At 55.0% G+C, this 24,254-nt stretch carries 22 protein-coding genes and 1 pseudogene; 15 read left to right on the plus strand and 8 right to left on the minus strand.

The window, feature by feature from the left end:
• Positions 1-17: 17 nt before the first annotated feature.
• A complete protein-coding gene (locus ABRP30_RS14860; RefSeq protein ID WP_349975703.1) occupies positions 18-1,340 on the minus strand; it encodes a CitMHS family transporter in 1,323 nt (440 codons plus the stop codon).
• Between the two features lie 302 nt (positions 1,341-1,642).
• On the opposite strand from ABRP30_RS14860, the gene ABRP30_RS14865 reads away from it, so the two are divergent.
• The 8 genes and pseudogenes from ABRP30_RS14865 to ABRP30_RS14900 form a co-directional block, all read left to right on the plus strand.
• Complete coding sequence (locus ABRP30_RS14865; protein WP_349975704.1) at positions 1,643-4,273, plus strand: aconitate hydratase; 2,631 nt, start codon at positions 1,643-1,645, stop codon at positions 4,271-4,273.
• Positions 4,270-5,418: a 2-methylaconitate cis-trans isomerase PrpF gene (gene prpF, locus ABRP30_RS14870; protein ID WP_349975705.1), complete on the plus strand. Its 1,149-nt coding sequence runs from the start codon at positions 4,270-4,272 to the stop codon at positions 5,416-5,418. The genes ABRP30_RS14865 and prpF overlap by 4 nt, the downstream gene beginning before the upstream one ends.
• A 71-nt stretch (positions 5,419-5,489) precedes the next feature.
• Positions 5,490-6,710, plus strand: coding sequence for a lactonase family protein (locus ABRP30_RS14875; RefSeq protein WP_349975706.1), 1,221 nt, complete (start codon positions 5,490-5,492; stop codon positions 6,708-6,710).
• 91 nt (positions 6,711-6,801) lie between these two features.
• Positions 6,802-8,037 carry an OprD family porin gene (locus ABRP30_RS14880; protein WP_349975719.1) on the plus strand — a complete coding sequence of 412 codons (1,236 nt, stop codon included), beginning with the start codon at positions 6,802-6,804 and terminating at the stop codon, positions 8,035-8,037.
• A gap of 13 nt (positions 8,038-8,050) precedes the next feature.
• Positions 8,051-8,776 (plus strand): transporter substrate-binding domain-containing protein, encoded by a 726-nt coding sequence (locus ABRP30_RS14885; protein ID WP_349975707.1) that lies wholly within the window; start codon positions 8,051-8,053, stop codon positions 8,774-8,776.
• Positions 8,777-8,976: 200 nt separating this feature from the next.
• Positions 8,977-9,924, plus strand: coding sequence for an alpha/beta hydrolase (locus ABRP30_RS14890; RefSeq protein ID WP_349975708.1), 948 nt, complete (start codon positions 8,977-8,979; stop codon positions 9,922-9,924).
• Between the two features lie 1,270 nt (positions 9,925-11,194).
• Positions 11,195-11,455: a PAS domain-containing protein gene (locus ABRP30_RS14895; RefSeq protein WP_372490491.1), complete on the plus strand. Its 261-nt coding sequence runs from the start codon at positions 11,195-11,197 to the stop codon at positions 11,453-11,455.
• Positions 11,436-11,603, plus strand: a pseudogene (locus tag ABRP30_RS14900) (GGDEF domain-containing protein); the annotation flags it as partial. The gene ABRP30_RS14895 and the pseudogene ABRP30_RS14900, both read left to right, overlap by 20 nt.
• Here ABRP30_RS14900 and ABRP30_RS14905 read toward each other — a convergent pair.
• From ABRP30_RS14905 to ABRP30_RS14915, 3 genes are all read right to left on the minus strand, one after another.
• Positions 11,577-11,732 (minus strand): hypothetical protein, encoded by a 156-nt coding sequence (locus ABRP30_RS14905; protein WP_349975720.1) that lies wholly within the window; start codon positions 11,730-11,732, stop codon positions 11,577-11,579. The pseudogene ABRP30_RS14900 and the gene ABRP30_RS14905 overlap by 27 nt on opposite strands.
• Positions 11,729-12,049 carry a transposase gene (locus tag ABRP30_RS14910; RefSeq protein ID WP_349975710.1) on the minus strand — a complete coding sequence of 107 codons (321 nt, stop codon included), beginning with the start codon at positions 12,047-12,049 and terminating at the stop codon, positions 11,729-11,731. Before ABRP30_RS14910 ends, ABRP30_RS14905 begins: the two co-directional genes overlap by 4 nt.
• 283 nt (positions 12,050-12,332) lie before the next feature.
• Positions 12,333-13,073 carry an IclR family transcriptional regulator gene (locus ABRP30_RS14915; protein WP_349975711.1) on the minus strand — a complete coding sequence of 247 codons (741 nt, stop codon included), beginning with the start codon at positions 13,071-13,073 and terminating at the stop codon, positions 12,333-12,335.
• Between the two features lie 394 nt (positions 13,074-13,467).
• On the opposite strand from ABRP30_RS14915, the gene ABRP30_RS14920 reads away from it, so the two are divergent.
• From ABRP30_RS14920 to ABRP30_RS14940, 5 genes are all read left to right on the plus strand, one after another.
• Complete coding sequence (locus ABRP30_RS14920) at positions 13,468-14,355, plus strand: amino acid ABC transporter substrate-binding protein (RefSeq protein WP_349975712.1); 888 nt, start codon at positions 13,468-13,470, stop codon at positions 14,353-14,355.
• 56 nt (positions 14,356-14,411) lie between these two features.
• Positions 14,412-15,149, plus strand: a complete 738-nt coding sequence (locus ABRP30_RS14925; RefSeq protein ID WP_349975713.1) for an amino acid ABC transporter permease — start codon at positions 14,412-14,414, stop codon at positions 15,147-15,149.
• Between the two features lie 4 nt (positions 15,150-15,153).
• The gene (locus tag ABRP30_RS14930) at positions 15,154-15,903 is read left to right on the plus strand and encodes an amino acid ABC transporter permease (protein ID WP_349975714.1); all 750 of its coding nucleotides are present in this window, start codon (positions 15,154-15,156) and stop codon (positions 15,901-15,903) included.
• A 12-nt stretch (positions 15,904-15,915) separates the two neighbouring features.
• Positions 15,916-16,668 (plus strand): amino acid ABC transporter ATP-binding protein, encoded by a 753-nt coding sequence (locus tag ABRP30_RS14935; RefSeq protein WP_349975715.1) that lies wholly within the window; start codon positions 15,916-15,918, stop codon positions 16,666-16,668.
• Between the two features lie 88 nt (positions 16,669-16,756).
• Entirely contained in the window at positions 16,757-17,854 is a 1,098-nt protein-coding gene (locus ABRP30_RS14940; protein WP_372490313.1) for an aminotransferase class V-fold PLP-dependent enzyme, read from the plus strand.
• A gap of 101 nt (positions 17,855-17,955) precedes the next feature.
• Here the strand turns inward: ABRP30_RS14940 and ABRP30_RS14945 are convergent, their stop codons facing one another.
• Both ABRP30_RS14945 and ABRP30_RS14950 read right to left on the minus strand, forming a co-directional pair.
• On the minus strand, positions 17,956-18,339 hold the full coding sequence (locus ABRP30_RS14945; protein WP_349976653.1) for a VOC family protein: 384 nt from the start codon (positions 18,337-18,339) through the stop codon (positions 17,956-17,958).
• Between the two features lie 68 nt (positions 18,340-18,407).
• Positions 18,408-19,520 (minus strand): S-(hydroxymethyl)glutathione dehydrogenase/class III alcohol dehydrogenase, encoded by a 1,113-nt coding sequence (locus tag ABRP30_RS14950; protein WP_349976652.1) that lies wholly within the window; start codon positions 19,518-19,520, stop codon positions 18,408-18,410.
• A gap of 135 nt (positions 19,521-19,655) precedes the next feature.
• Between ABRP30_RS14950 and ABRP30_RS14955 the strand changes: the two genes are divergently transcribed.
• Together ABRP30_RS14955 and ABRP30_RS14960 are read left to right on the plus strand one after the other, a co-directional pair.
• Positions 19,656-20,648 carry a GlxA family transcriptional regulator gene (locus tag ABRP30_RS14955; protein ID WP_349976651.1) on the plus strand — a complete coding sequence of 331 codons (993 nt, stop codon included), beginning with the start codon at positions 19,656-19,658 and terminating at the stop codon, positions 20,646-20,648.
• Positions 20,649-20,665: 17 nt separating this feature from the next.
• Positions 20,666-21,205, plus strand: coding sequence for a peroxiredoxin (locus tag ABRP30_RS14960; protein ID WP_349976650.1), 540 nt, complete (start codon positions 20,666-20,668; stop codon positions 21,203-21,205).
• A gap of 140 nt (positions 21,206-21,345) precedes the next feature.
• Here ABRP30_RS14960 and ABRP30_RS14965 read toward each other — a convergent pair whose 3' ends face one another.
• On the minus strand, positions 21,346-22,638 hold the full coding sequence (locus tag ABRP30_RS14965; protein ID WP_349976649.1) for a dicarboxylate/amino acid:cation symporter: 1,293 nt from the start codon (positions 22,636-22,638) through the stop codon (positions 21,346-21,348).
• Between the two features lie 133 nt (positions 22,639-22,771).
• Positions 22,772-23,920, minus strand: coding sequence for an aminotransferase class V-fold PLP-dependent enzyme (locus ABRP30_RS14970; RefSeq protein WP_372490314.1), 1,149 nt, complete (start codon positions 23,918-23,920; stop codon positions 22,772-22,774).
• Positions 23,921-24,254: the final 334 nt, after the last annotated feature.

Consider the following 24,254-nt stretch of genomic DNA (forward strand, 5'->3'; position numbering starts at 1 on the left):
GACGGTCGGCCACCGACTCACGAAGCTGTGTGATAGAGCGGGAACGCTCCGAACATCACGCCACCTACCAACAGGGCCATGCTCACCAGGAGCGCCCACTTCAACGCAAAGCGCTGGTGATCACCCAGGTCGACCTTGGCCAACGCCACCAGCAGGTAGAGCGAAGGCACCAGCGGGCTGAGCAAGTGGACCGGCTGCCCCACCACCGAGGCCCGCGCGATTTCCAGCGGTGTGATGCCATAGGTCGCTGCAGTCTGGGCAAGCACCGGCAGGATGCCGAAGTAGAAGGCATCGTTGGACATGAAGAAGGTGAACGGGATGCTGACCAGCGCGGTGAATACCGCCAGGTAAGGCCCGAAGGCATCCGGGATGACAGCCAGCATGCCCTTCGCCATCGCATCGACCATGCCTGTACCGGAAAGAATGCCGGTGAAGATACCCGCAGCGAAAATCACCGACGTCACGGCAAGAACGTTACCGGCGTGGGCAGAGATCCGCTCTTTCTGCTGTTCCAGATGGGGATAGTTGAGCATCACCGCAATGGCGAAGCCGACCATGAACAGCACCTGGATCGGTACTACGCCCATCACCAGCAGGCCCATCATCGTGGCGGTGAGCAGCAGATTTGGCAGGAACATGCGCGGACGACGATTACGGTCACATTCTTCATGCGAACCGTTACCCAAGGCGATCGCACCGTTGTGGAAATCATCCACTGCAATCACCCCCAACCGTGCACGTTCACGCCGCCCGAGCATGATCGCAATGAGCAGCAAGCAACCACAACCCAGCAACATCGACGGCACCATGGGCAGGAATATATCCATGGCGTCGACATGCAGCGCAGCTGCAGCGCGTGCGGTCGGGCCGCCCCACGGGGAGATGTTCATGATGCCATTGGCGATGTTGACCACGCAGGTCAGCCCGAGAACGCTCATGCCCAACCGCTGATACAGCGGAAGGAATGCGGCGATCACGATCATGTAGGTGGTGGAGCTGTCGCCGTCGAGCGACACCAGCATGGTCAGGATGGTGGTCCCGACCAGCACCTTGAGGGGGTCGCCTTTGACGATTTTCAGAATGCAGCGCACCAGTGAATCGAACAGACCCGCGTCGATCATGATGCCGAAATAAAGAATCGAGAAAGTCAGCATGACGCCGGTCGGCGCCAGCGTCTTGATGCCGTCGAGCATCATTGCGCCCAGGCCGGCGTAGAAGCCGCCCAGCAGCGCGAACACGATGGGCACCACGATCAGGGCAACCAGGGCGGTCAGCCGCTTGGTCATGATCAGGTACATGAAACAGGTGACCATCGAAAAACCGAGTACGGTCAGAAGCATGTCGCTCTCCTTATTGTTTTGGTGCCGCGAAGCCAGGCTTTAGCGGTACGAAGAGGAAGAAGCGGGCTGATGCCGGACGGATTTACGGTAGGTCTGATTGCATTTCATCTTGATTTTCCTCGTTTTTATCTTTGTTCGGGACTATCTGGCTTGAGGCTGACAGAGATACGAATGGCTTCCATTCAGGCCTGGAAGCGACCACTCGGCGCATGGCCAATGCATTTCTGCTGGAGTTAAATTGACTCAAGTTTAGACAAAGTGCAATATCGCCTCACAAAAAACACGCCTGTGAGGTCCCCGGCATGAGCAAGCACACTGGCCAAATCCTGGCCGTCAACGGTCGCGAGTACCGCGTCTGCAACGTATCGGAAGCTGTAAAAACGATAGGCGGCGACTTTTCCCGCCTGCCAATGAGTCTCCGGATCCTTGCTGAAAACGTTCTGCGCACCGAAGCAGAGCCGAACGAAGCGCTGAAAGTTATTTGCACTCGCTCTAAAAACAGCGACATTCCATTCCGCCCCGCACGCGTGGTGCTTCAGGACCTGCTCGGCACCCCTGCCCTGGTCGACCTGGCCGGCCTGCGTGACGCTGTCGCCAAAGCTGGCGGTGATCCACGCCAGGTAAACCCGGTCACCCCGACCCACCTCGTAGTGGACCACTCGCTGAACGTAGAGCGGTGGGGGGATGCCAACGCCTTGGCCGACAACGAAGCCATCGAGCGCGAGCGCAATGCCGAGCGCTTTGCATTCCTCGACTGGTGCAACAAGGCCTTCAACAACCTGTCGATCGTGCCGTCAGGCAACGGCATCCTTCACCAGATCAACCTGGAGCGCCTGACCACCGTCATCGGTACTCGCGAAGTCGAAGGTGATCTGTGGGCGTTCCCGGATACGCTGGTCGGAACTGACAGCCACACCACCATGATCAACGGCATCGGTGTGCTGGGCTGGGGCGTGGGCGGCATCGAAGCCGAAGCGGCAATGCTGGGCAAAGCCCTGATGATGCGGGTCCCGGAAATTGTCGGCGTGCGCCTCGAAGGCGTGCCGCCATCCGGCTATATCGCCACCGACATCGCGCTCGCCCTGACCGAACGCCTGCGCAAAGCCGGCGTGATCGGCAGTGTGCTGGAGTTCCATGGCCCAGGCGTCGCGGCACTGTCCCTGGCAGACCGTGGCACCCTGTCCAACATGGCGCCCGAATTCGGCGCGACCGCAGCCATGTTCGCGATCGACGAGCGCACCCTGCACTACCTGCGCCTGAGCGGCCGTGGCGGTGAGATTGCCGAGCTGACCGAGGCGTATGCCAAGCACCAGGGCCTGTGGCATGACAGCCTGGAATCCGTCGAGTACGACCGTGTTGTCAGCCTCGACCTGAACAGCGTTGGTCGCGCAATTGCCGGGCCGAAGCAACCTCACCAGCGCATCCTGCTGGGTAAAGGTGAAGCAGCGAAGGACGTCCCAACCGGCTTGGACAATGGCTCGGTCGTCATCGCCGCCATCACCAGTTGCACCAACACCTCCAACCCTCGCGGCGTGATCGCTGCTGCACTGGTTGCACGCAACGCCCTCAAGCGCGGCTTGCAGCGCGCTCCATGGGTAAAGACCTCGTTCGCGCCAGGCTCCAAGGTTGTCGCCGACTACCTGGAGCGTGCCGGCCTCAATGTCGATCTCGACAACTTCGGCTTCAACGTCGTTGGCTACGGGTGCACCACCTGCAACGGCATGTCCGGTCCACTGCTGAGCAAAGAGATCGAAGACGAAATCCGCACCCGCAAGCTGGAGACCGTTGCCGCCACTTCTGGCAACCGCAACTTCGAAGGCCGCGTGCACCCATTGGCTCGTGAAGTCTTCATCATGTCCCCTCCCCTGATCGTGGCATACGCGATCGCCGGCACCTATCGCATCGACCCGCAAACAGATGCACTCGGCACCGACGCCGAAGGCAAGCCGGTTTACCTGAGCGAGCTGTGGCCTTCCGACCAGGAGCTGGACGAGATCGAGCAGAAGGCACTGTCGGCCGACCTGTTCGACAAGGCCTACAGCGCAGTACCCCGCGAGGCGGGCGTCATCGCCTCTGACCTGCGCGCCGGCGTCACCGATCAGTACGCCTGGGACCCGAGCAGCACCTACATCCGCAAACCGCCGTACTGGAGCGACGAGCTGACGGCTAGCGACCCTCAGCGCGACCTGAAAGACATGCGCGTGCTGGTGATGCTGTCGGACAACATCACGACCGACCACATTTCGCCATCGGGCGCCATCCTGTCGGACAGCGACGCCGGTTCGTACCTGAAGGGCCACGGCATCGGGGTTGATGACTTCAACTCCTACGGCACGCGTCGCGGCAACCACGAGGCGGCCCAACGCGCCACCTTCGCCAGCCCACGCCTGAAGAACGAGCTGATGACCGACGGCCGTGAAGGTCCTTGGACACTGCTGCTGCCAGAGAATCGTGTGAGCACCGTATTCGAAGCCGCAAAAGCCTATGCCGAGCGCAAGCAGCCTTTGATCGTCGTGGCAGGCAAGGAGTACGGCAGCGGTTCGTCGCGTGACTGGGCAGCCAAAGGCCCTCGCCTGCTGGGCGTACGCGTCGTCGTTGCCGAGAGCTTCGAGCGCATCCACCGCACCAACCTGGCCGGCCTGGGCATTCTGCCTCTGCAATTCCCAGAGGGCGTGACCCGCAAAACCCTCGGCCTGACTGGACACGAAAACTTCTCGGTGGAAGGCATTGATGAGGCTTTCGCTCCGGGCGAAAAGCTGCAACTGGTCATCGAGCGCGAAGACGGCAGCACTGAAAACGTGAGCGTAACCAGCCGCCTGGATACGCACGAAGACGTGCGCTACTTCCGCCGCGGCGGCCTGCTGCCGCAGTTGCTGGTAGAGAGCATGGACAAGGCTGCACAAGCGAAACAACCGGAAGGAGCAGTGCAATGACCCAAGTTCGAATCCCTGCCGTCTTCATGCGTGGCGGTACCAGTAAAGGCGTGTTTTTCCTTGATCAAGATGTTCCGGCTGCCGGCCCGGAGCGTGATGCGCTGATGCTCCGTGTGATCGGTAGCCCAGACCCTTACGGCAAACAGATCGATGGCATGGGAGCTGCGACCTCCAGTTCCAGCAAGGTCGTTATCATCGGAAAGTCGAGCCGGCCAGACTGCGATGTCGACTACCTGTTCGGTGCGCCGGCTATCGAAAGCCCGGTGGTCGACTGGTCGGGTAACTGTGGCAACCTGAGTGCAGCCGTCGGTCCGTTCGCCATTCGCCAAGGGCTCGTCGATGCACCTCGTGACGGGATCGCCACCATCCGCATCTGGCAGGCCAATATTCAGAAACGCATCATCGCCCATGTCCCGATGAAGGATGGTGAGGTCGTTGAAGAAGGTGATTTCGTGCTCGATGGCGTCGCCTTCCCTGCCGCCGAAATCGTCGTGGAATTCCTTCAGCCTGGCGGTTCGGGCGGCAGCATCCTGCCAACTGGCAATGTCGTTGATGAACTGGATATCCCAGGCTTCCCAGGCCTGCCAGCAACGCTGCTCAATGCCGGCAACCCCACGATCTTTGTAGATGCCCAGCGCGTTGGCCTGACGGGTACCGAGACGCAAGACCAGGTCAACGGCAATGCCGAGCTGCTGCAGTCGCTGGAAACCATCCGTGCGCACTGCACCGTTGCGATGGGCCTTGCAGCTACCGCCGAGGAAGCCACGCGCCTTCGCCCTCATACACCGAAACTTTGCCTGGTGGCTCCGCCGCAAACCTACGGCGCTGCCGGCGGCAAGACAGTCGAAGCCGGCGAGATCGATGTGATCGCTCGCATCCTTTCCATGGGCAAATTGCACCACGCAATCACCGGTACAGGCGCTGTAGCGGTTGCCGTCGCTGCCGCCCTGGAAGGCACGCTGGTCAACCGTATCGTCGGCGATATCGGTAAACGCCAAGTCAACATGGGCCACACCGCCGGCACCGTTGCCGTAGGCGCGCAGACCGCTCAAGTCGATGGCAACTGGATTGTGGACAAGGCCGTCATGAGCCGAAGCGCCCGTCGCCTGATGGAGGGTTGGGTGCTCGTCCCGTCGAAGTACTGATTGCTCAGCTACCGCCGGCCTCCGAAGGTCGGCGGTACTCATCACAACAAAAACAACGATGAGATTTTGCCATGTACCCATCACCGTTCTCACCCGCCATTACTCGACGCACGCTGCTCTCTTCTACTTCCATCGTCGCTGCAGCAACCATTCTGGGCCTCGGCGCGGGAGCGGCAGACGCCAAATCAGGACCTGAGGAGAACTCCATGCAGCCTGCCAACTCGAACAAAAACCAAATTGTCTATGTGGGTTCCAGAACCACTCGCGAGCGAAACGCCCGCGGTGCAGGCATCACGGTTTATCGACATGACCCGCAGACAGGTCGCTCCGAACGGGTTCAAACCGTCGGCGATCTGACCAATCCATCCTTCCTGTGTCTTGACCAAACTCAAAGCCTGCTGTTCTGCGTGCATGGCGACCAGTCCACGGTCAGCTCATTCCAGATCGAACCTGACAGCGGAACGCTCACCAAGGTGAACTCGGTTAGTTGCGAAGGGAACAATCCCGTCCACCTTACCGTGGACAAGAGCAACACATTCCTCGCTGTAGCCAACTATGCCACCGGCAACATTGTCATTCTGCCGTTCGATAAAACCGGCCACCTGCAACCCGTCATCAGCGAATACGACCTTCCGGGCAACCCTGGCCCGCACAAGATCGAGCAGGCGAGCTCCCACCCGCACATGATCCCATGCGACCCATCGGGCCGTTACCTGGTGGTTCCGGACAAAGGGCTGGACAAGGTCTTCGTGTTCGATCTGAAACTGGACGGGACGGTGCTGAAGCCTGAACTGGCTCATGAAATCAAAGCTCGCGAAGGTGCCGGCCCTCGGCATGTAGTGTTCTCTCCCTCCGGTTCTTATGCCTACGTGGTAAACGAGCTGGACAGCACGATCACCAGCTACCGCTACAACCAGAACGACGGCGCCCTGGTTGCATTCCAGATGGTTCCAGCCCTCCCTCAGGACTTTGTGGGGGACAGCCGTGCAGCCGCACTGGTCATGGCGCCGAATGGAGTACATTTGTTCTCCTCTAATCGCGGGCATGACAGCGTGACCATCTATTCGGTGGATCAGCCTACCGGCAAGATCAACCCGATCGGCAACGTACCGAGTCAAGGCAAGAAGCCCCGTTTCATGACGACCTCCCCTGACGGGCGCTTCCTGTTCGTCGCGAACGAAGACAGCGACAACATCAAGACCTTCTCCATTAGCCCGAAAGGCGAACTGGCTTTGCTGGAACATCAGATCGAGACCGGCAGCCCGGTCTGCATGATTTTCCGCACCGTTTGAACCTCATCTTTTCCTGATCCTGGCGTGCCGGGAGGCACGCCTACACCCCAGGTTCCAATTGATGGAGCAGCACATGCATAACAAGAACAAAATGGGTTGCAAGCTTCTCGCCGTTACTCCTTGCCTGGCCGCCGCCACAGCCTATGGGGATGGCTTTATCGACGACAGCAAGATCACCTTGCAAACGACGAACTTCTACATCAACCGCGATTTCCGTGACGGTGCCGGCCAGTCGAAGCGCGAAGAATGGGCCCACGGCTTCATCCTCGATGCGAAATCGGGATACACACCTGGCCCCGTCGGTTTTGGAGTCGATGCCCTGGGCATGCTCGGCGTGAAGCTGGATTCAAGCCCCGATCGGACCGGTACGGGCCTGCTACCGACTCATGATGATGGTCGCGCAGCTGACGCGTTCAGCCGCCTGGGCCTGGCTGGCAAGATGCGCCTGTCCGAAACCGAGCTTAAATACGGCACCCTGATCCCAAAGCTTCCAACAGCTCAGGCCAATACTGGCCGCCTCCTCCCTCAGACCTTTGAGGGTGGCCTGCTCACCAGCAAAGAATTCGATTCGCTGTCCTTCATCGGTGCGCGATTCGAGCGCCAAACTGATCGAGACTCGACAGACCGCGTGCCTATCACACTGAACAACAAGAACCGGCGCTTCACAGGCAATGCAGAAGGCGACGCCTTCTGGCTGGGCGGTGTGGATTACCAACTCACGAAGGACCTGCTGCTGACCTATCAGTACGCAGAGCTGGAACAGGTCTATCACCAACACTTCATGGGGGCGAACTATTCGACCCCTGTCGGCCCCGGAAAAATCAAAGCCGATCTTCGCTACATGGATAGCGACGATGACGGACGAGCCCTAGGTGGCCGTATCGACAGCCGAGCGATTTCCGGCATGTTCACCTACAGCGTGGGAAGCCATGCGCTTGGCCTCGGACTGCAAAAGATGAACGGCTCCACCTCTATGCCGTATCTGGACGGAACCGATCCTTACCTGGCCAACTTTGTCCAGCTCAACGACTTCGCCGAGCCCAGCGAACGCTCTTGGCAACTGCGCTACGACTACAATTTTGCGGCTGTCGGCATTCCTGGCCTGACCTTCATGACCCGCTACCTGCGGGGCGACCATGCTGGCGCAGCGACCATTTCCGGCGAGGGTCATGAATGGGAGCGCAACACCGAACTGCAGTACGTAGTGCAGTCCGGCGCCCTGAAGAACGTATCGGTCCGTTGGCGTAACGCGAGCTATCGATCAAGCTTTGCACGTGGCGCTGATGAAAATCGCCTGATCGTGTCCTACACATTCCCAATTTTCTGAATCTGGAGAAACGATGAGCCCTATAGCCCAGCAGGTCCTTGATGACCTGGCGCCCAATGGCATTCTGCGTGCCGCGATCAACTTCGGTAATCCAGTGCTGGCTCAGCCAGGCACTGACGGAGAACTGCATGGCGTTTCTGTAGCGCTGGCCAAGTCGCTGGCCGATGAGCTGGGCGTAGGTCTCGAACTGCACACGTACGACGCAGCCGGGAAAGTGTTCGCTGCACTTGAAGAGAATGCCTGGACGCTGGCCTTTTTGGCTATCGAGCCTGTCCGCGCCGCCCAAATCAGCTTCAGTGAACCCTACGTCCTGATCGAAGGGACCTATCTGGTCAAAGCCGACGCCCCCTACTCCAAAGTCGAAGAGCTGGATCAACCGGGACTTCGACTTGCGGTAGGTAACGGCGCCGCTTACGACCTGTACCTCTCCCGTACGTTGCAACATGCCGAGCTCCAAAGAGCTGACACCTCTGCCGGTGCTGTAGACCTCTTCATTGATCGACACCTGGATGCTGCCGCCGGCGTCAGACAACCGCTGGAGCAAGTCGCAGCCAGGAATCCGAATTACCGCGTGATGCAGGGAGCCTTCACCGCCATCCGCCAAGCAGTCGCAGTTCCCCGCGGCCGTGATGCGGGAGCAGCCTATGTACGGGATTTCGTCGAGCGACGACTTGTCGAGGGTTTCGTCCGGGGCGCGCTACTCGCCAGTGGACAAACAGACGTCAGCGCACCTCGCTAAATTGTTCCAAACAATGTTAAATACTCAGTAAAGCAGGGCAAGCAATGGTATTGCGCATCGCACTTCTGATCGTCAAAGTGCTCGGTCGCCGCACTTAAAATCTATCAAGACGATCTACACTCCTTGCACCAATCGCAATAATTCGGCAAATTCGGCTTATTGAGGTCGATCACAAATTATCAAAAGAGCATCCCAATCGAATGGATAGTTGGATTACCGCAAAGACCAGTGCTTCAATGGTATACAAAGACGCGATGCCTCCGTGGACTTTTGAGTTTGACAATGGCGTGACCTTCATCGGAGCGTTACCCTACGCACGGATCGAGGGGTATCGCCCCCTGACACTGGATCTTTACTTGCCCCCCACCCCACGCCGGTCGTCTCCTTCACCCTTGTTGGTATACATACACGGCGGAGGATGGAGACGAGGAGATAGTCATCGATCAGGTGTGTTTAGTGATTTCCCCCAGCTATTATCTGAGATAGCTGCCCGAGGTTATGCCGTAGCCTCGATCAACTACCGACTGAGTGCAGAGGCGAGGTGGCCTGCGCAGTTTGAAGATGCCAAAGCTGCACTGCACTGCCTGTCGAAAATGGCTGAAGAACTTAGATTTGACACCGGCAACACCTACGTCTGGGGAGTTTCCGCTGGCGCACATATCGCTGCCAGTTTGGGCAACCCATGGACATATTGCAATTCCCCTATGGTCAAACAAGGGTGCAACACAATAAAAGTTCAAGCCATAGCGGCCTGGTACGGAGTATTCTGCTTTCAAACCCTTCAATCCCAAGCTGAGGTCATCGGCTTACCTCTTACCCCGCACGAGCTCGCTCCGGAGTGGCAGTTACTGGGCAACCCGCCAGGTTCATCGGATGTTCCCAAAGGGGCTAGTCCAGCGTTGGAAATCACCAGCGAAACAGCACCAACCTTAATTTTGGTTGGGAAAGAGGATGAGAAAGTCCCCTATCTACAGAGCGTTCAATTAAAGGAGGCCCTGGAAGCGGCGAACATTTCACACCAACTTATTGTTTACCCTGATGTTGGCCATAGCTTCATTTGCACACACGATAGCTCGATCACCCGTGAAACCAACCTGCAAGCCCTGAACACAACAATTCAATTCTTTGACGCCAAGGCTTTCACGTAGTCAATATATGTGTATTTTAGCCACATAGTCGCCTACTACGAATCAACATACTGGAAGGCCACATGGACGCGCATGAGCGACGAGCCAGACGTATCGCGGGCGATCAGTGACTTTTTTCGGGAGGCCGCTGATATCTCACGGCCCCGGACGCTCCTTGTGGCTGCATAATCGTGACCTCGGCCGTTACCGTGCCCGAAAATGAACCTGAGGTTTCGGCCACTCTTAGCGCCATAGAGAGTACTGTCGCCACTTCCTGCCGCAGCGCCTAGACCACGCGCAGCATTTGGGTAAATTAGCAGAAAAAATACTCGCCTGCCAGCACAGGCATTGAATAACTTTTAGAAGGCATGTCTCTTCAAGCGCATACTGGAACGCCAAGAAATGAACTACGCGAAATCGCCGCAGTTGCTCGCGCCATGCTTACTTCTTCGCTTGTTACTACTCAAGATTGCTAAAAATTTATAGCTTGAACCTGCGATTCTTCATTTAGGTTTAACCTACTCCAAGAGCCGTCTGATAGCCCGATGGCTGTGCATATCAGTATTCAGTTCGATGGCCTTTGTGACAGAGGTCATCTCGCCACCAGCCTTGACAAAAAAGAGCCACCATAAATCTCTCTAGAAAGAAAAGCATTAATGACTGCCAGTTAAGAAAACCGCACAGCCATACCAGACTTCGCATGCTCTTCACCCGTCAATCGCAAACAAACAGCCCCAATTTATTAAAATATAAGTCGCGCAGACTCTATAGAACCTTATCAAAGGAAAATGCAGCGGACCCGCACCACTTAATCTTCCGATTAACTAACTCCTACATTTCTACATTTCTACATTTCTACAGCTATCATGATTGTCAATTTTCCATTACAACCTATCGAAGGTCACTGCCCTTTACAGCCACGCTATCGAGCAAAATTCTCTGCGTCGACATGCCTGCGAAACTACGGATACTAGACAAACCTTACGGTGCATAACAATCAACCCGCATATTATCAAGAACTATTCTGCCGCCAGAGCATGTGTCGTTTTCCGCTATATGCAAGAAAATCCTAGGGTATCATCGCACCCGACACGCCAAAAGGCTGCTTGATAATGATCGACACGCAATGATCGCTGCTGTATTTGTTGGCACGACCATAGCACGCTGAATCGCCCAGATATTCCAGAATCCTTCAGTTATGGCACCATTGCGTAAAATCGGTGAGTGGAGTGAAAAGAACATGCGGGAAAACTCACCGGAAGCATTGCAGCGCGCGGCCTTGGAGCGTGTCATGGCTATCGCCGAATTCGCGCTGGATGGAACACTAAATCGCGCCAATGACAACTACCTGGCCCTACTGGGGTACAGCCAGAAAGATGTGCCTGGTCGGCATCACCGAAGCTTCTGCCAGCCGAGTTTCGTCGAAAGCGAAGAGTATCCAGCACTCTGGCAGCACTTACGTGCCGGCATAGCCCACTCCGACAAGATCGAGCGGTTACGTCAGGACGGCACCAGTTGCTGGCTTGAAGCTACTGGCCGTATTGTTCATTGACCTAGATCGTTTTAAACAGATCAACGACTCCCTTGGGCATCTGGCTGGCGACGAATTGCTGTGCACGATAGCGGGCCGATTGGAGAACGCCCTACGCTCCTCAGACATCGCCGGACGGCATTCAGGCGACGAGTTCGTCGCCGTGATTGGCGAACAGATAAGCGCAGTGCGGCTTCTGCGCACCGAACACCGCGATCACTCGGGCTAAAGCGGTTTCGGTACCGGCGCGCATGTCCATCGGCTCGGTGGCCAGCCAGATGGCATCGATGCGGATCATTGAGCGACAGCCCGAATAAATTGCGCACAACCCTCGGGATCCGAGGCTGGCCATTTCACCGTGATCACTTGCCCGGCCACGGGCAACTCGATGATCACTGACGCTTCGACTGGCCGTTTAGGCGGGGCTTTTAGCGGGACGAAAGCCGGTGGTGAAGTCTCTGCGGGCTGATCTCGATAGAGCGGCAGCCATTTACGGATGACGTTGGCATTGATGCCGTGGCTGATGGCGACACTGGACACCGTCGCGCCAGGTTGCAGGCATTCCTGAACGACCTGAGCTTTGAATGGATTCGGATAAGAGCTTCGTTGGCGCATGGAAATCCTGGCGATAAGGGCGATCGCGTCCGCTTAAAATACGCGGACGCCATCGCCCATAATGCTGGAGCTCGGAAGGTGAGTTCGCCGGACGCTTACGGAGCAGTACCAATCGTCAAACTGACAGACGCCGCTCTCAGCATTCTCGCAGAAGGGGCCTGGCTCAAAGTTCGGCGAAGAAACGTCTACTTTCAACCAGCCGACGTCTTAATCGTTAGGCGCGGGCCATACTTCAGTGTGGCGGTCGAAGTCATAGTCCAAACCGGCAGCTGCTTTTTTCCATTCAAATCGATGTGAAATAATCGGTGATGCGCGCCGAAGCCGCCTTCAGCACCGGAACGAACCCCTGTATATCCTGTTCAGTTCTTCTAACTTGGGGCGCAAATATGTTCAAGCAAGCCATAATGGCACCACTTGGCGTGTAAACGGGGACAGCCCCTCCGACAAGCCCTAGCGTAAATTCTGCGCCTGTCACAGCAAAGCCCTGCCGCCGGGTGTTTTCTATGACCCGACGAAGCTGCCGAGCATCGCATACTGTTTGGTCTGTGAATCGCGTCCATGGTGCTGAAGCATAGAAATGCTCTATGTCGACCTGCGCCATCGAAGCCAAGAACACCCGCCCGCTCGAAGTGCAATGCAGAGGGCCGCGATGACCAGGCTGAAACATGGATGTGAGTCTCGCCCCAGCTGTGATGGTATTCACATACTCAACCTCTCCAGTTTTGAGTATCGACAGCCCACAGCTCTCTCCTGTCGTTTTGCACAACTCCGTCAAAATCATTCGAATTCCTCCGCTGGACAGAGCTGCGGAGATGGACTGAGTGGCTAGCTGATGGAGCCTGGGGCCCAACTCGAATCCGCCCACAGCCCTATGGAGTAACCTTTGCTCCTCAAGGGTGGCCAACAGTCTGTGTGCAGCGGTGCGAGACATACCAAGTTGCGCAACAAGGTCTGAAAATCGAACCTCAGAGCGATCCCTGAAGAGCTCAATGAGCTTGAAAGCTTTCGCCGTCGGAGAGTCCATATGCTGTCGCTCTCGATCCCGGGAAATCAGCCGGGTTATGTTTTGTTGTTATGAAAACTCGTAACGCAAAGCATAAATTCCGATTTATGGATCGTAAAGCCCCTTTTATCGGGACTTGTGTTACGCAATACTCCGTAGCCCTTGGTAACACACCGGCACTTTTCAACCCACTACCCTCCTTTCGACGGCGCACCAAATGCGCCCATCACGCCCCGTTTCCGTGCCGACCGCCTTCTGAGCAGGTGCTCAGGACTAAGCTGTTTAATGAAGCAGAGAGCGTGCACCTAGGGGCTTGACTCGCCATTGCAAGGATTAGGCACGTGAATTGCTTACCCTATTCATCGGAACATCTTGTTCCGTTTTTCGGAATAAAAACATCACTGAGGAAGCAGTCATGCCCCATAAGCCAAAAGCTTGTCTCATCGCATCGTTGTTGGCGCTGTGTGTTACCCAAGCCAACGCTGCGGGGAGCGCTATCGATAAGATCAGTGAAACGAAATCCATCACCCTGGGGTATCGCGAAAGCTCGGTTCCATTTTCCTACTTGAACAACGAGCAGAAGCCTATCGGCTACTCCATTGATCTGTGCTCGCAGGTGGTGGCACACCTGAAGCAACAGCTCAAACTTGACCAGTTGGAGGTCAAGTATCTACCTGTGAACTCGTCCAATCGCATGCCATTAATCAAAAACGGCACCATTGACGTCGAATGCGGTGGGACGTCGAGTTCCCCTGAGCGGATGCAGGAGGTAGCGTTTTCGATTGCCACCTTCGTTAGCCAACCACGCTGGCTCGTGAAAACTGACAGCGGCATTAAAAGCGCTTCCGATCTCGCCGGCAAAGCTGTGGTCGTGACCCAAGGCTCCAACGCTGTTCCCCTCGCGAAGAGGCTTGTTGCCGATGGGTTGAAGGCTCGCATCATTCAGGGCAAAGACCACGCCGAATCGATGCTCATGCTCGAGCAAGGAAGGGCCAGCGCCTTCCTCGAGGACGACATTCTCCTGGCTGCCAAAAAGGCAGAGGCACGCGCCCCGTCAACACTTACCATCCTTCCGGAAGGGTACTCGAAGACCTACTACGGGCTCATGCTGCCCAAAGGGGATGCGCCTCTTAAGGACGCAGTCGATTCAACCCTCAAGCAAATGATGGTTTCCGGTGACTTCGTCAAAACCTATGACAAATGGTTCACCCAGCCAATTGCGCCTCACAACACCAATTTGAACGTTCCTTTGAGCGAGGGACTTCAAGAGCGCATCAAGCAGCCTAGCGACCAACCGTTCTGATACTGAGCTGCTCGCCCACGGCACCTCCGTGGGCGCTGGAAGTCGCCGAGGAAACTATGAACATTCTCTTTGAAACATCACCTGACGGTGAGCTCTACATCCAGTGGCTTCTGTCCGGACTGGTTTGGACATTGACACTCGCCCTGAGCGCCGCGTTTTTCTCGTTTTGCCTGGGAGTTCTGGTTGGAATTACAAGGAATTCCCGTAACAAACCCATGGCCATCGCAGGCAGAGCTTATGTACAGGTCTTCCGAAACATTCCGCTCATCGTTCAGATGTTTCTGTGGTATTTCGTCCTACCGGAGCTATTGCCTGTTGCATGGGGAGACGCCATCAAGCAGCTCGCCCAGCCATGGGGAAGCTTCTGGCCTGCCCTCATCTGTCTTAGTCTCTATTCCAGCTCACGTGTTGCTGAGCAGGTGAAAGCCGGGCTTGCCGCCCTTCCCGTGGGTCAGCGTGAGGCTTGCGAGGCATTGGGGCTCACCACATTTCAGCGTTATAAGAAGGTTCTAATCCCACAAACTCTTCGCATCATCATTCCAACCCTCACGAGTGAGGCTATGGGTGTTTTCAAGAACACATCCGTAGCGCTCACCATTGGGTTGGTCGAGCTAACTGCCCAAGCGCAACAGATCAACGAGTTTACTTACAAGACATTCCAGGCCTTCAGCGCCGCAACGGTGTGTTACATCCTCCTGGCTTTATCCGTATACACGGTAATGACATTGATTGAACGGCGGATGCATGTGCCTGGATTAACCCCAGTGCATCAACTCAACGTCAAGAAGGGGTAGCAACATGTACGATTTCGACTTCCAGGTCATCATCAATTCCCTACCGTACTTAATGACGGGGCTGTCATTCACTCTGCAGCTTACCGCTGTAGCGTTCCTTGGGGGGTTGGCGCTCGGGTTGGTATTGGCTATGGTTCGGCACCTTAACGTTCCTGTGCTAGCGCAGATAGCGACCATTTACGTGGCCGTGATGCGCTCTATTCCCTTGATCCTGGTGCTGTTCTGGCTCTTCTTCATGATGCCGCTGATTCTGCAATTGATCAGCCCTGATGGACGCCCTATCCCGCTCGGCCCCACCAACACTGCGTTCATAACTTTCACGCTTTTTGAAGCCGCCTACTTTGCCGAAATCATTCGAACCGGCCTGCGTTCAATTCCTAAGGGTCAGTACGAAGCCTCCGAGGCACTCGCGCTGACTAAATTTCAGATGTATCGCAAGGTGATTATTCCGCAGGTACTCGTCACCACTACCCCAATCATGCTGACCCAAGCAGTCATTCTTTTCCAAGACACATCCCTAGTGTACGTCCTGTCGCTGACTGACTTACTAGGTGCGGCCTCGAAAGTAGCGCAGCGAGATTCCCGCTTGCTGGAAATGTACGTCACCGTCGCGGTGATCTACTTCGTCATTAGCTCCGTCGCAGTTGAATTGGTCAACTATATGGAGAAACGGCGCAAAAGAAGGTCTGGGCTGCGGGGCACCCCTACAACTGGTAGCAATGCCTCTACCACAAAAAACGCGAAAACTATTTGAGGGAGCACTGATATGACCTCGTCGCAGAACAACAATATCGTCCTGACCGTAAAAGACCTTCGAAAAAGCTATGGCGATCATCAGGTAATTCAGGGGATTGATCTGGAGGTGAAGCGTGGCGAGAAGATCGTCATCTGCGGCCCATCCGGATCAGGGAAATCTACCCTCATCCGATGCATCAATGGGCTGGAAAGCTACCAAGCCGGCGAAATCAAGGTGGCAGATCCCAAAGGCAATGGCTTCATCAAAGGCCTCCGTGACATCCGCCGTGAAGTGGGCATGGTCTTCCAAAGCTTCAACTTGTTTCCTCATATCAGCATCCTCGAAAACTGCACCCTCGCGCCCATGAGCGTTCTTGGTTTGAGCAAGAAAGAAGCGGTCGAAAGAGCCGAACTCTACTTGGCAAAGGTACAGATTTCTCAGCATGCCCTTAAGTATCCAGGCCAGTTGTCAGGTGGGCAGCAACAGCGAGCAGCCATTGCCAGGGCATTGTGCATGTCTCCTTCCGTCATGCTTTTCGACGAGCCCACTTCAGCCCTTGATCCCGAGGTTGTTCAGGAAGTGCTCGACATCATGTGCAAGTTAGCAGACGACGGTATGACCATGCTTTGCGTGACTCACGAAATGGGCTTCGCCAGAAAAGTCGCCGACCGAGTCATTTTCATTGATGGTGGCAAGATCATCGAAGAGGCTCCACCTGAAGAATTTTTTAATTCGCCAAGTCAGCCTCGAGTACAAAACTTCCTTCGTCAAATCGCTCATTGACTCAAACACTCACATAAATTAGAGGCCTACTTAAATGAAACACACTAACTTTGCGAGCATTCGTGAACAGTTCCCTGCTGTCAAAAATATGCTCTACCTAGATGCAGCACACCAAACTCCACTTTCACTCCCAGTCAAAGCGGAGCTTGACCGCTTTTATACTGCAGCATTGAACTACGCAGGGCCCAAATACGGTTGGCTGAACCGTGTTGAAGAAGTCCGCGCCAAGCTGGCCACATTCATTGGCGCCCAGCCAGATCAGATCGCCTTCACCAAGAACACCTCGGAAGGTCTGAACATCTGTGCCAATGGCATGCAGTGGGAAGCCGGGGACAACGTACTGCTGCTGGACACCGAGCACCCAAACAACGCCTACGCCTGGCTCTCGAAGCGCGAGGAAGGCCTGGAAGTGCGTCTGGTACCATCTGACAAGAAGTGGGCTGATGCTGACACCTTCGCCCCTTACGTTGATGAGCGCACCCGCGCGATCGCTATTTCTCACGTGATGTTCCACAACGGTCAACGCAACGATATGGCCAGCATCACCGCCTTCGCCAAATCCAAAGGCATCGCTGTCATTGCTGACTCCATGCAGTCCATCGGTGTGTTCCCCATCGACGTGAAGACCCTCGGCGCTACTGCAATTGCATCCGGCAGCCACAAGGGCCTGCTGACTCCGCAAGGCCTGGGCTTCCTGTATACCGAGAGTAGAGACATCGTACCGACCTACGTTTCCAATGCCGGCGTCGCCAACGCTCGTGCTGACTTGGTACCGGTGAGCGAGCCGATCAGCCTGCGTGACAACGCCCATCGCTTCGAGATCGGCAACTTCAACCTGCCAGCGATCCACGCCCTGGGCGGCGCCTTGGACTTGATCAACTCGCTCGGCCTGGAGAACGTCGCGGAACACGTCCTGAGCCTGGGTGACGAACTGATCAAGGTTTGCGACGAACTGGGTGTTGAGCTGGTCGGCCCGCGCGAGCGTGAATTCCGCTCCCACATCTACGTCCTGGATCTCGCCGAGCCGGAATGGGCTGAGTTCTTCAAAGCCGAGAACGTTCGCCTGTCGCCAGTACGCGATGGCATCCGTGTTTCGTTTGGCATCTACAACACCACCGACGATGTGGCGCGCTTTGGTGAGTTGTTGAGAAAGGGCATCAGCAGCATCAAGAAGTCCGGTGCCTGATACGCCCCTCGTTAAAAAAACCCCTGATCTAGCGGGAGCTATCTCAGGGGTTTCGTTTGCAGCCGTGCTTATGATGCGGCTTTCATATGCCGCGAACCGAATTACTCGGCCTTGAAGCTGTAGACGGCAAGCTTGTTGCCATCCAGGTCGCGAGCGTAGGCAGCGTAAGCATTCGGAGCCCAACCACGGGTTCCTGCAGCGCCTTCGTCCTTACCACCGGCAGCCAGAGCGGCTTCGTGGAATGCGTTGATTGCAGCACGGCTTGGAGCCTCGAAGCTGACAGTGCCGCCGTTGCCAACGGTTGCTGGCTGGCCATTGGCTGGCTTCAATACGAAGAAGGATGGCTTATCGACGCCCCAGATCGAACCATTGTCGCCCAGGTCAGCGATGCGCTTCAGGCCGATTTGACCCAGCACTTCGTCGTAAAACTTGCGAGCTTTTTCCAGGTCGTTGGTGCCAACAGTTACATGAGTGAAAACAGACATTTGAATCTCCATCGATGTAGTGGGGTTGCTGAAAATTGGCGCCGGCTGAGCCGACGCCGAATTCGGAGTTAGAAATGAACGACAGAACGAATGCTCTTGCCTTCGTGCATCAGCTCAAACGCTTCGTTGATTTCATCCAGGCCCATGGTGTGGGTGATGAATTTGTCGAGGGGGATTTCGCCTTGCTCGGACTTCTCCACGTAGGTAGGAAGCTCGGTACGACCTTTGACGCCGCCAAATGCCGAGCCACGCCATACACGCCCGGTGACCAGTTGGAACGGACGGGTCGAAACCTCTGCGCCAGAAGGAGCTACACCAATGATGGTGGATTCGCCCCACCCTTTATGACAGCACTCAAGAGCTGCTCGCATCAGTTGTACGTTGCCGATGCACTCGAAGGAATGATCCACGCCACCGTCAGTCAACTCGACAATGACATCCTGGATTGGGCGATCGAATTCTTTAGGGTTGACGAAGTCTGTAGCCCCCAGTTCTTCGGCGATTGCAAATTTCGTTGGGTTGATATCGATTGCAATGATGCGAGATGCCTTGGCCATTTTGGCGCCAATGATCGCCGCCAGACCGATACCGCCCAAACCGAAGACAGCTACGGTATTGCCTTCTTGCACCTTTGCGGTGTTGAGCACTGCTCCGATACCGGTGGTAACGCCACAACCCAGCAGACACACTTTCTCAAGTGGGGCTTCCTTCGGAATTTTGGCGAGAGAAATTTCTGGAAGAACGGTGTACTCAGAAAAAGTCGAGCACCCCATATAGTGGTAAACTGGTTCGCCGTTATAACTGAACCGTGTGGTGCCGTCTGGCATCAAGCCTTTACCTTGAGTGGCTCGAACGGCCTGACACAAGTTGGTTTTTCCAGAAGTACAAAACTTGCACTTGCCACATTCAGCGGTATACAGCGGAATAACATGATCGCCGACGCTCAGCGAAGTCACACCCTCGCCTACCGCTTCAACGATGCCACCACCTTCATGCCCCAGGATGCAGGGGAAGACACCTTCGGAGTCTTGGCCAGACAACGTATAGGCGTCCGTATGGCAGACACCGGTCGCAACAATGCGAACCAATACCTCACCAGCCTTTGGTGGTTGAACATCGACCTCAACGATTTTCAGAGGTTGATTTGGCCCGAATGCAACAGCGGCGCGCGACTTGATCATGGGAATAAGTACCTATTGACTGTATTGCAGGTACCCCACGATATTGAAAACGAGGCCTGTCCGCACGCCAAACTCACAGTAAATCCGGCCAAGCTTGCACGAAATTAGGCCAAGGCCTAGATATTGGAGCTAAACATGATGAATAGTGAGACCACAGCGCCCCGATCCGTAGATATGGTCATCTACCCAGAGTTTAAGTCGTTTGAAGCCATTGGGCCGATGACTGTCTTCACATACGCCAACAAGCACCTTGAAACTCAAGGAAAAAGTTCTGGATATGAGGTGCGGATAGTATCGACTCGAATTGGAGCAGTTCAATCTGATACGCTCATGAGTTTGCACGCTACGAGCGCACTGAACTGTAATGAGTTACCTCATACAGTCATGATTGTCGGCGCACATGAAATTGAGAGAGCCGTTGATCAAAATCCCGAAATCGTTCAGTGGACAAAAGACATCGCACCGAAGGTGGAAAGATTCGCTGCACTGTGCTCCGGAGCTTTTTTTCTTGCTGCTGCTGGGCTTTTGAATGGCAAACGTGCTACTACTCATTGGAGAATGGCCGACGTTCTCCAAAAGTCCCATCCCGAGATTGAAGTTGAAATTGATTCAATCTTCATCAAGCAGGATAATCTTTGGACTTCGGCGGGGGTCAGCGCCTCTGTTGATTTAGCATTAGCGTTCGTTGAACAAGATTTCGGGCATGAGTTAGCCCTGGACGTCGCAAGGGATCTGGTGATATTCCTAAAACGCCCAGGTGGCCAATCTCAGTTCAGTGCTAACCTTACCAGCCAAATGACTCACTCTACGTGCATGCGGGACGTACAGGAGTGGGTGATAGCCAACATTGACAAGAAAATCACCATACCGCAAATGGCTGAGCACGCAGCCATGAGCTTGCGGAACTTTACTCGCCTGTTTAACAAAGAGGCCGGACTCAAACCATCCGAATTCCTCGAGAAAGCGCGGATCGATAAGGCCCGCCGATTATTGAGTGAAAGCGAATTGCCACTCAAAAGCATCGCTTTCAAATGTGGTTTCGCCACAGCAGATCAAATGCGCGTAGGATTTCGAAAGCATCTGTCCGTGACACCGAAAGAATATCGCGACCGTTTTGTTGGATCTTAATATGAGAGGATGCCGCTATGGCTTACTATCGCACTGAAGCAGAACTGCAAAAATCACTGATAGGGCAAAAGTTACCTAACATTCCATTTGTCTCTACGAGCGGCTCGATAGTCGACCTAGCTAAACTAACCGGCCTCACCGTTTTATTCATCTACCCGCGCACGGGCAATCCGGCCATCCCAGCACCTGCTGAACTCGAAGCCATCCCTGGAGCGAAGGGCTGCACCCCTCAAGCATGTGGGTTCCGTGACCATCTTGACGAACTCTCTGCATTGGGAGTCTCCCACATTTATGGGCTTTCCTCGCAAGACAGTTCCTATCAGAGCGAGCTAAAAAGCAGACAATCGCTGAATTACGAACTGCTGTCAGACGAAGCTTGCCGCCTCGCCTCCTCCCTTAAATTGCCAACGTTCCAAGCGGGTGAGCTTTTGCTCTACTCACGTGCCGCCTTGATCATTAAGGACGGAGTTCTACTTCAGATTTTCACCGAAATTCCTAACCCAGGGGAAAATGCCAGCACCGTCGCTACGTGGCTGAAAGACAATCTACCAAGCTGAATATCCGAAATAAAAAAGGCTCTCGTATGAGCAACGAGAGCCTTTGAGCAACGCCTAGGGTGACCAACCGCTTCAGATTTAGTGACACACTCCCGATATCACGACCATCGTATAGGCTTTCTCATAACGCAATACTTAACTTAGGCAGATACTGACTCTGCATTCTTAGCTTCAATAACTCCAGAATAATCAGCATCGAGCAAACCATCTCGCTCGCTGGTTTTCGCAATTACGGCAGTAGCAATACTATTACCCACGACATTGGTAGCTGCACGCCCCATATCGAAGAACTGATCAATCGCGAGAACGAGAAGGATACCGGACTCAGGAAGGTTGAACATAGGCAAAGTAGCGGCTACCACTACAACCGAAGCTCTTGCCACGCCGGCAACACCTTTACTGGTAAGCATCAGGGTGAGGAGGATAAGCAGTTGCTGAGTGAAGGTTAGGTCAACGTTGAAAGCCTGGGCGATGAAGATAACGGCAAAAGCCTGGTACATCATCGACCCATCTAGGTTGAACGAGTAGCCAAGAGGAAGGATAAAGCTGGACGCACGCTTATTTGCGCCAAACTTCTCCAATGCTTCCATCGTCTTCGGAAATGCGGTTTCGCTACTTGAGGTCGAGAAAGCAAGCATCAATGGCTCACGAATGAGCTTGAGCAAATCAAATACTGACCGCCCCAGGAAGAAAAAGCCTACCGCAAACAAGATAACCCAGAGAATTGCCAACCCCAGATAGAACTGAAGGATAAGCCAGCCGTAATCTACCAGCAGGGACAACCCGCTCACAGTTATCGCCGAGGCAATCGCTGCAAACACTCCCAAGGGAGCAAACATCATCACATAGTCAGTGATGCGAAACATGATTCTCGACAATTCTTCCAGCGCATAAAAAATCACGCTAGTTCCTTTTCCTTTCATTACACAGAGTGCGGAACCGAAGAAAATGGAGAAAACAACAATTTGAAGTATTTCGTTATTGGCCATTGCTTCCGCAAAGCTTCTCGGAAACACATGCGTAATAAAGCTGGCGAGATTAAACACCCCAGCATTTACCGGCACTGCATGAGCAGCAGACTGATGAGCATCCATATTCAGCCCAACACCAGGCTGGAACAAATTAACAAGGCCAAGACCTATTAACAGCGAAATAAAGGATGCGGTTACAAACCACGCCATGGCACGGATACCGATACCACTGACAGATTTTGATTGCCCCATCGATGCGAGGCCGCATACAAGCGTAGCGAACACCAAGGGGCCAATGATCATCTTGATCAGACGAAGAAATATTTCTGATATCAATCCGTAGTACGACGCTATTTCCTTGGCAGCTTTTTCATCGACCGCATAATTATGGCTGACCCAGCCAACAATCACGCCAACAACAATCGCCAAGCCAATTAACCTAGGAAGACTTTTATGATTCACGACCACACCTCGAAATTTTTGTTTTTTTACTAACTACGGGCAGTCTTAAACTTTAGCATTCTTATTATTCAGGAAGTCGTCCATGACCAACGGCAAACCATGTCCCTGATGGTTTGCCGTTAGAGCTAGGTGATTAAGCGGCTTTGCGCTTGATCTGCTTCAAGCCTTTGCGCAGCGAATTCGCGAACCGGGTGACGTCGTCAACGGTGTTGAAGATCGCGAAGGATACGCGGATGCCATCGCGCACTGGCGACAGGCGGATGTTCTCGGCTTTGAAGAACTCAGCCCATTCCGGCTCGGTGAGATCCAGGACGTAGATGTGGGAGCGGAACTCACGCTCGCGCGGGCCGACCAGTTCAACACCCAGTTCGTCGCAAACCTTGATCAGTTCGTCACCCAGGCTCAGGACGTGTTCCGCGACGTTCTCCAGGCCGAGCGAGTTGATCAAGTCCAAGGCGCCGCCCAGGGCGTGGATCGCTGGCAGGTTGAAGTTGCCGATCTCGAAGCGATGGGCGTTGTCACGCAGGCTGATCGGCTCGCTCACCGGTACCAAGTCAGCACGAGCGTTGGCGACGCCGGCATTGGAAACGTAGGTCGGTACGATGTCTCTACTCTCGGTATACAGGAAGCCCAGGCCTTGCGGAGTCAGCAGGCCCTTGTGGCTGCCGGATGCAATTGCAGTAGCGCCGAGGGTCTTCACGTCGATGGGGAACACACCGATGGACTGCATGGAGTCAGCAATGACAGCGATGCCTTTGGATTTGGCGAAGGCGGTGATGCTGGCCATATCGTTGCGTTGACCGTTGTGGAACATCACGTGAGAAATAGCGATCGCGCGGGTGCGCTCATCAACGTAAGGGGCGAAGGTGTCAGCATCAGCCCACTTCTTGTCAGATGGTACCAGACGCACTTCCAGGCCTTCCTCGCGCTTCGAGAGCCAGGCGTAGGCGTTGTTTGGGTGCTCGGTGTCCAGCAGCAGTACGTTGTCCCCGGCTTCCCACTGCATGCCATTGGCACAGATGTTCAGACCTTCCGAGGTGTTCTTGGTGAAGGCGATCTGATCCGGCCGGGCGCCAATGAATGTAGCCAGCTTGGCGCGGACTTCTTCAACACGGTTCAGCCAACCGTATTTAGGCCCTGCGTAGTTCAATGCTGCGGTGTTGAAGGCGTCCAGTTCAGCTTTTACAGGCACGGACAACGGTGTCTGGTGAGCAGAATCGAGATACAGGGTGTTGTCAGCTGCAGGGAAGAGTTTGCGGATATCGCCGTTGAACGCCGTCATGAGAACCTCGCCAAGCTTAGGCTTTGAAATGACACAAATCAGGTGATCTGTGAGGTCTTCTGGCACCGTTGCGGGAGCATTACTGCCCTTGTCCGCTAAGGATTGGCCCTGAGTCGGCGTAAGAATCGACTCACCTTGGGCTATCGCTCAGTGCCAAGATGGGATCACCTTAGGGCGAGCAGCGTGGCCTTACAACACAAAATCCCGATTAACGGAACCAAATGTCCCGATTTATGAAGATTTAACAGATTATAATCCTTCCAATCGAAGCCTTGATTATCCGCAGATAGCGTGCAACAGTTCCGTTTAACGGAACGCTACCGTTTCAGGCGGC

This window comes from Pseudomonas sp. WHRI 8519, assembly GCF_040224055.2.
GTDB classification, from domain to species: Bacteria; Pseudomonadota; Gammaproteobacteria; order Pseudomonadales; family Pseudomonadaceae; genus Aquipseudomonas; species Aquipseudomonas putida_X.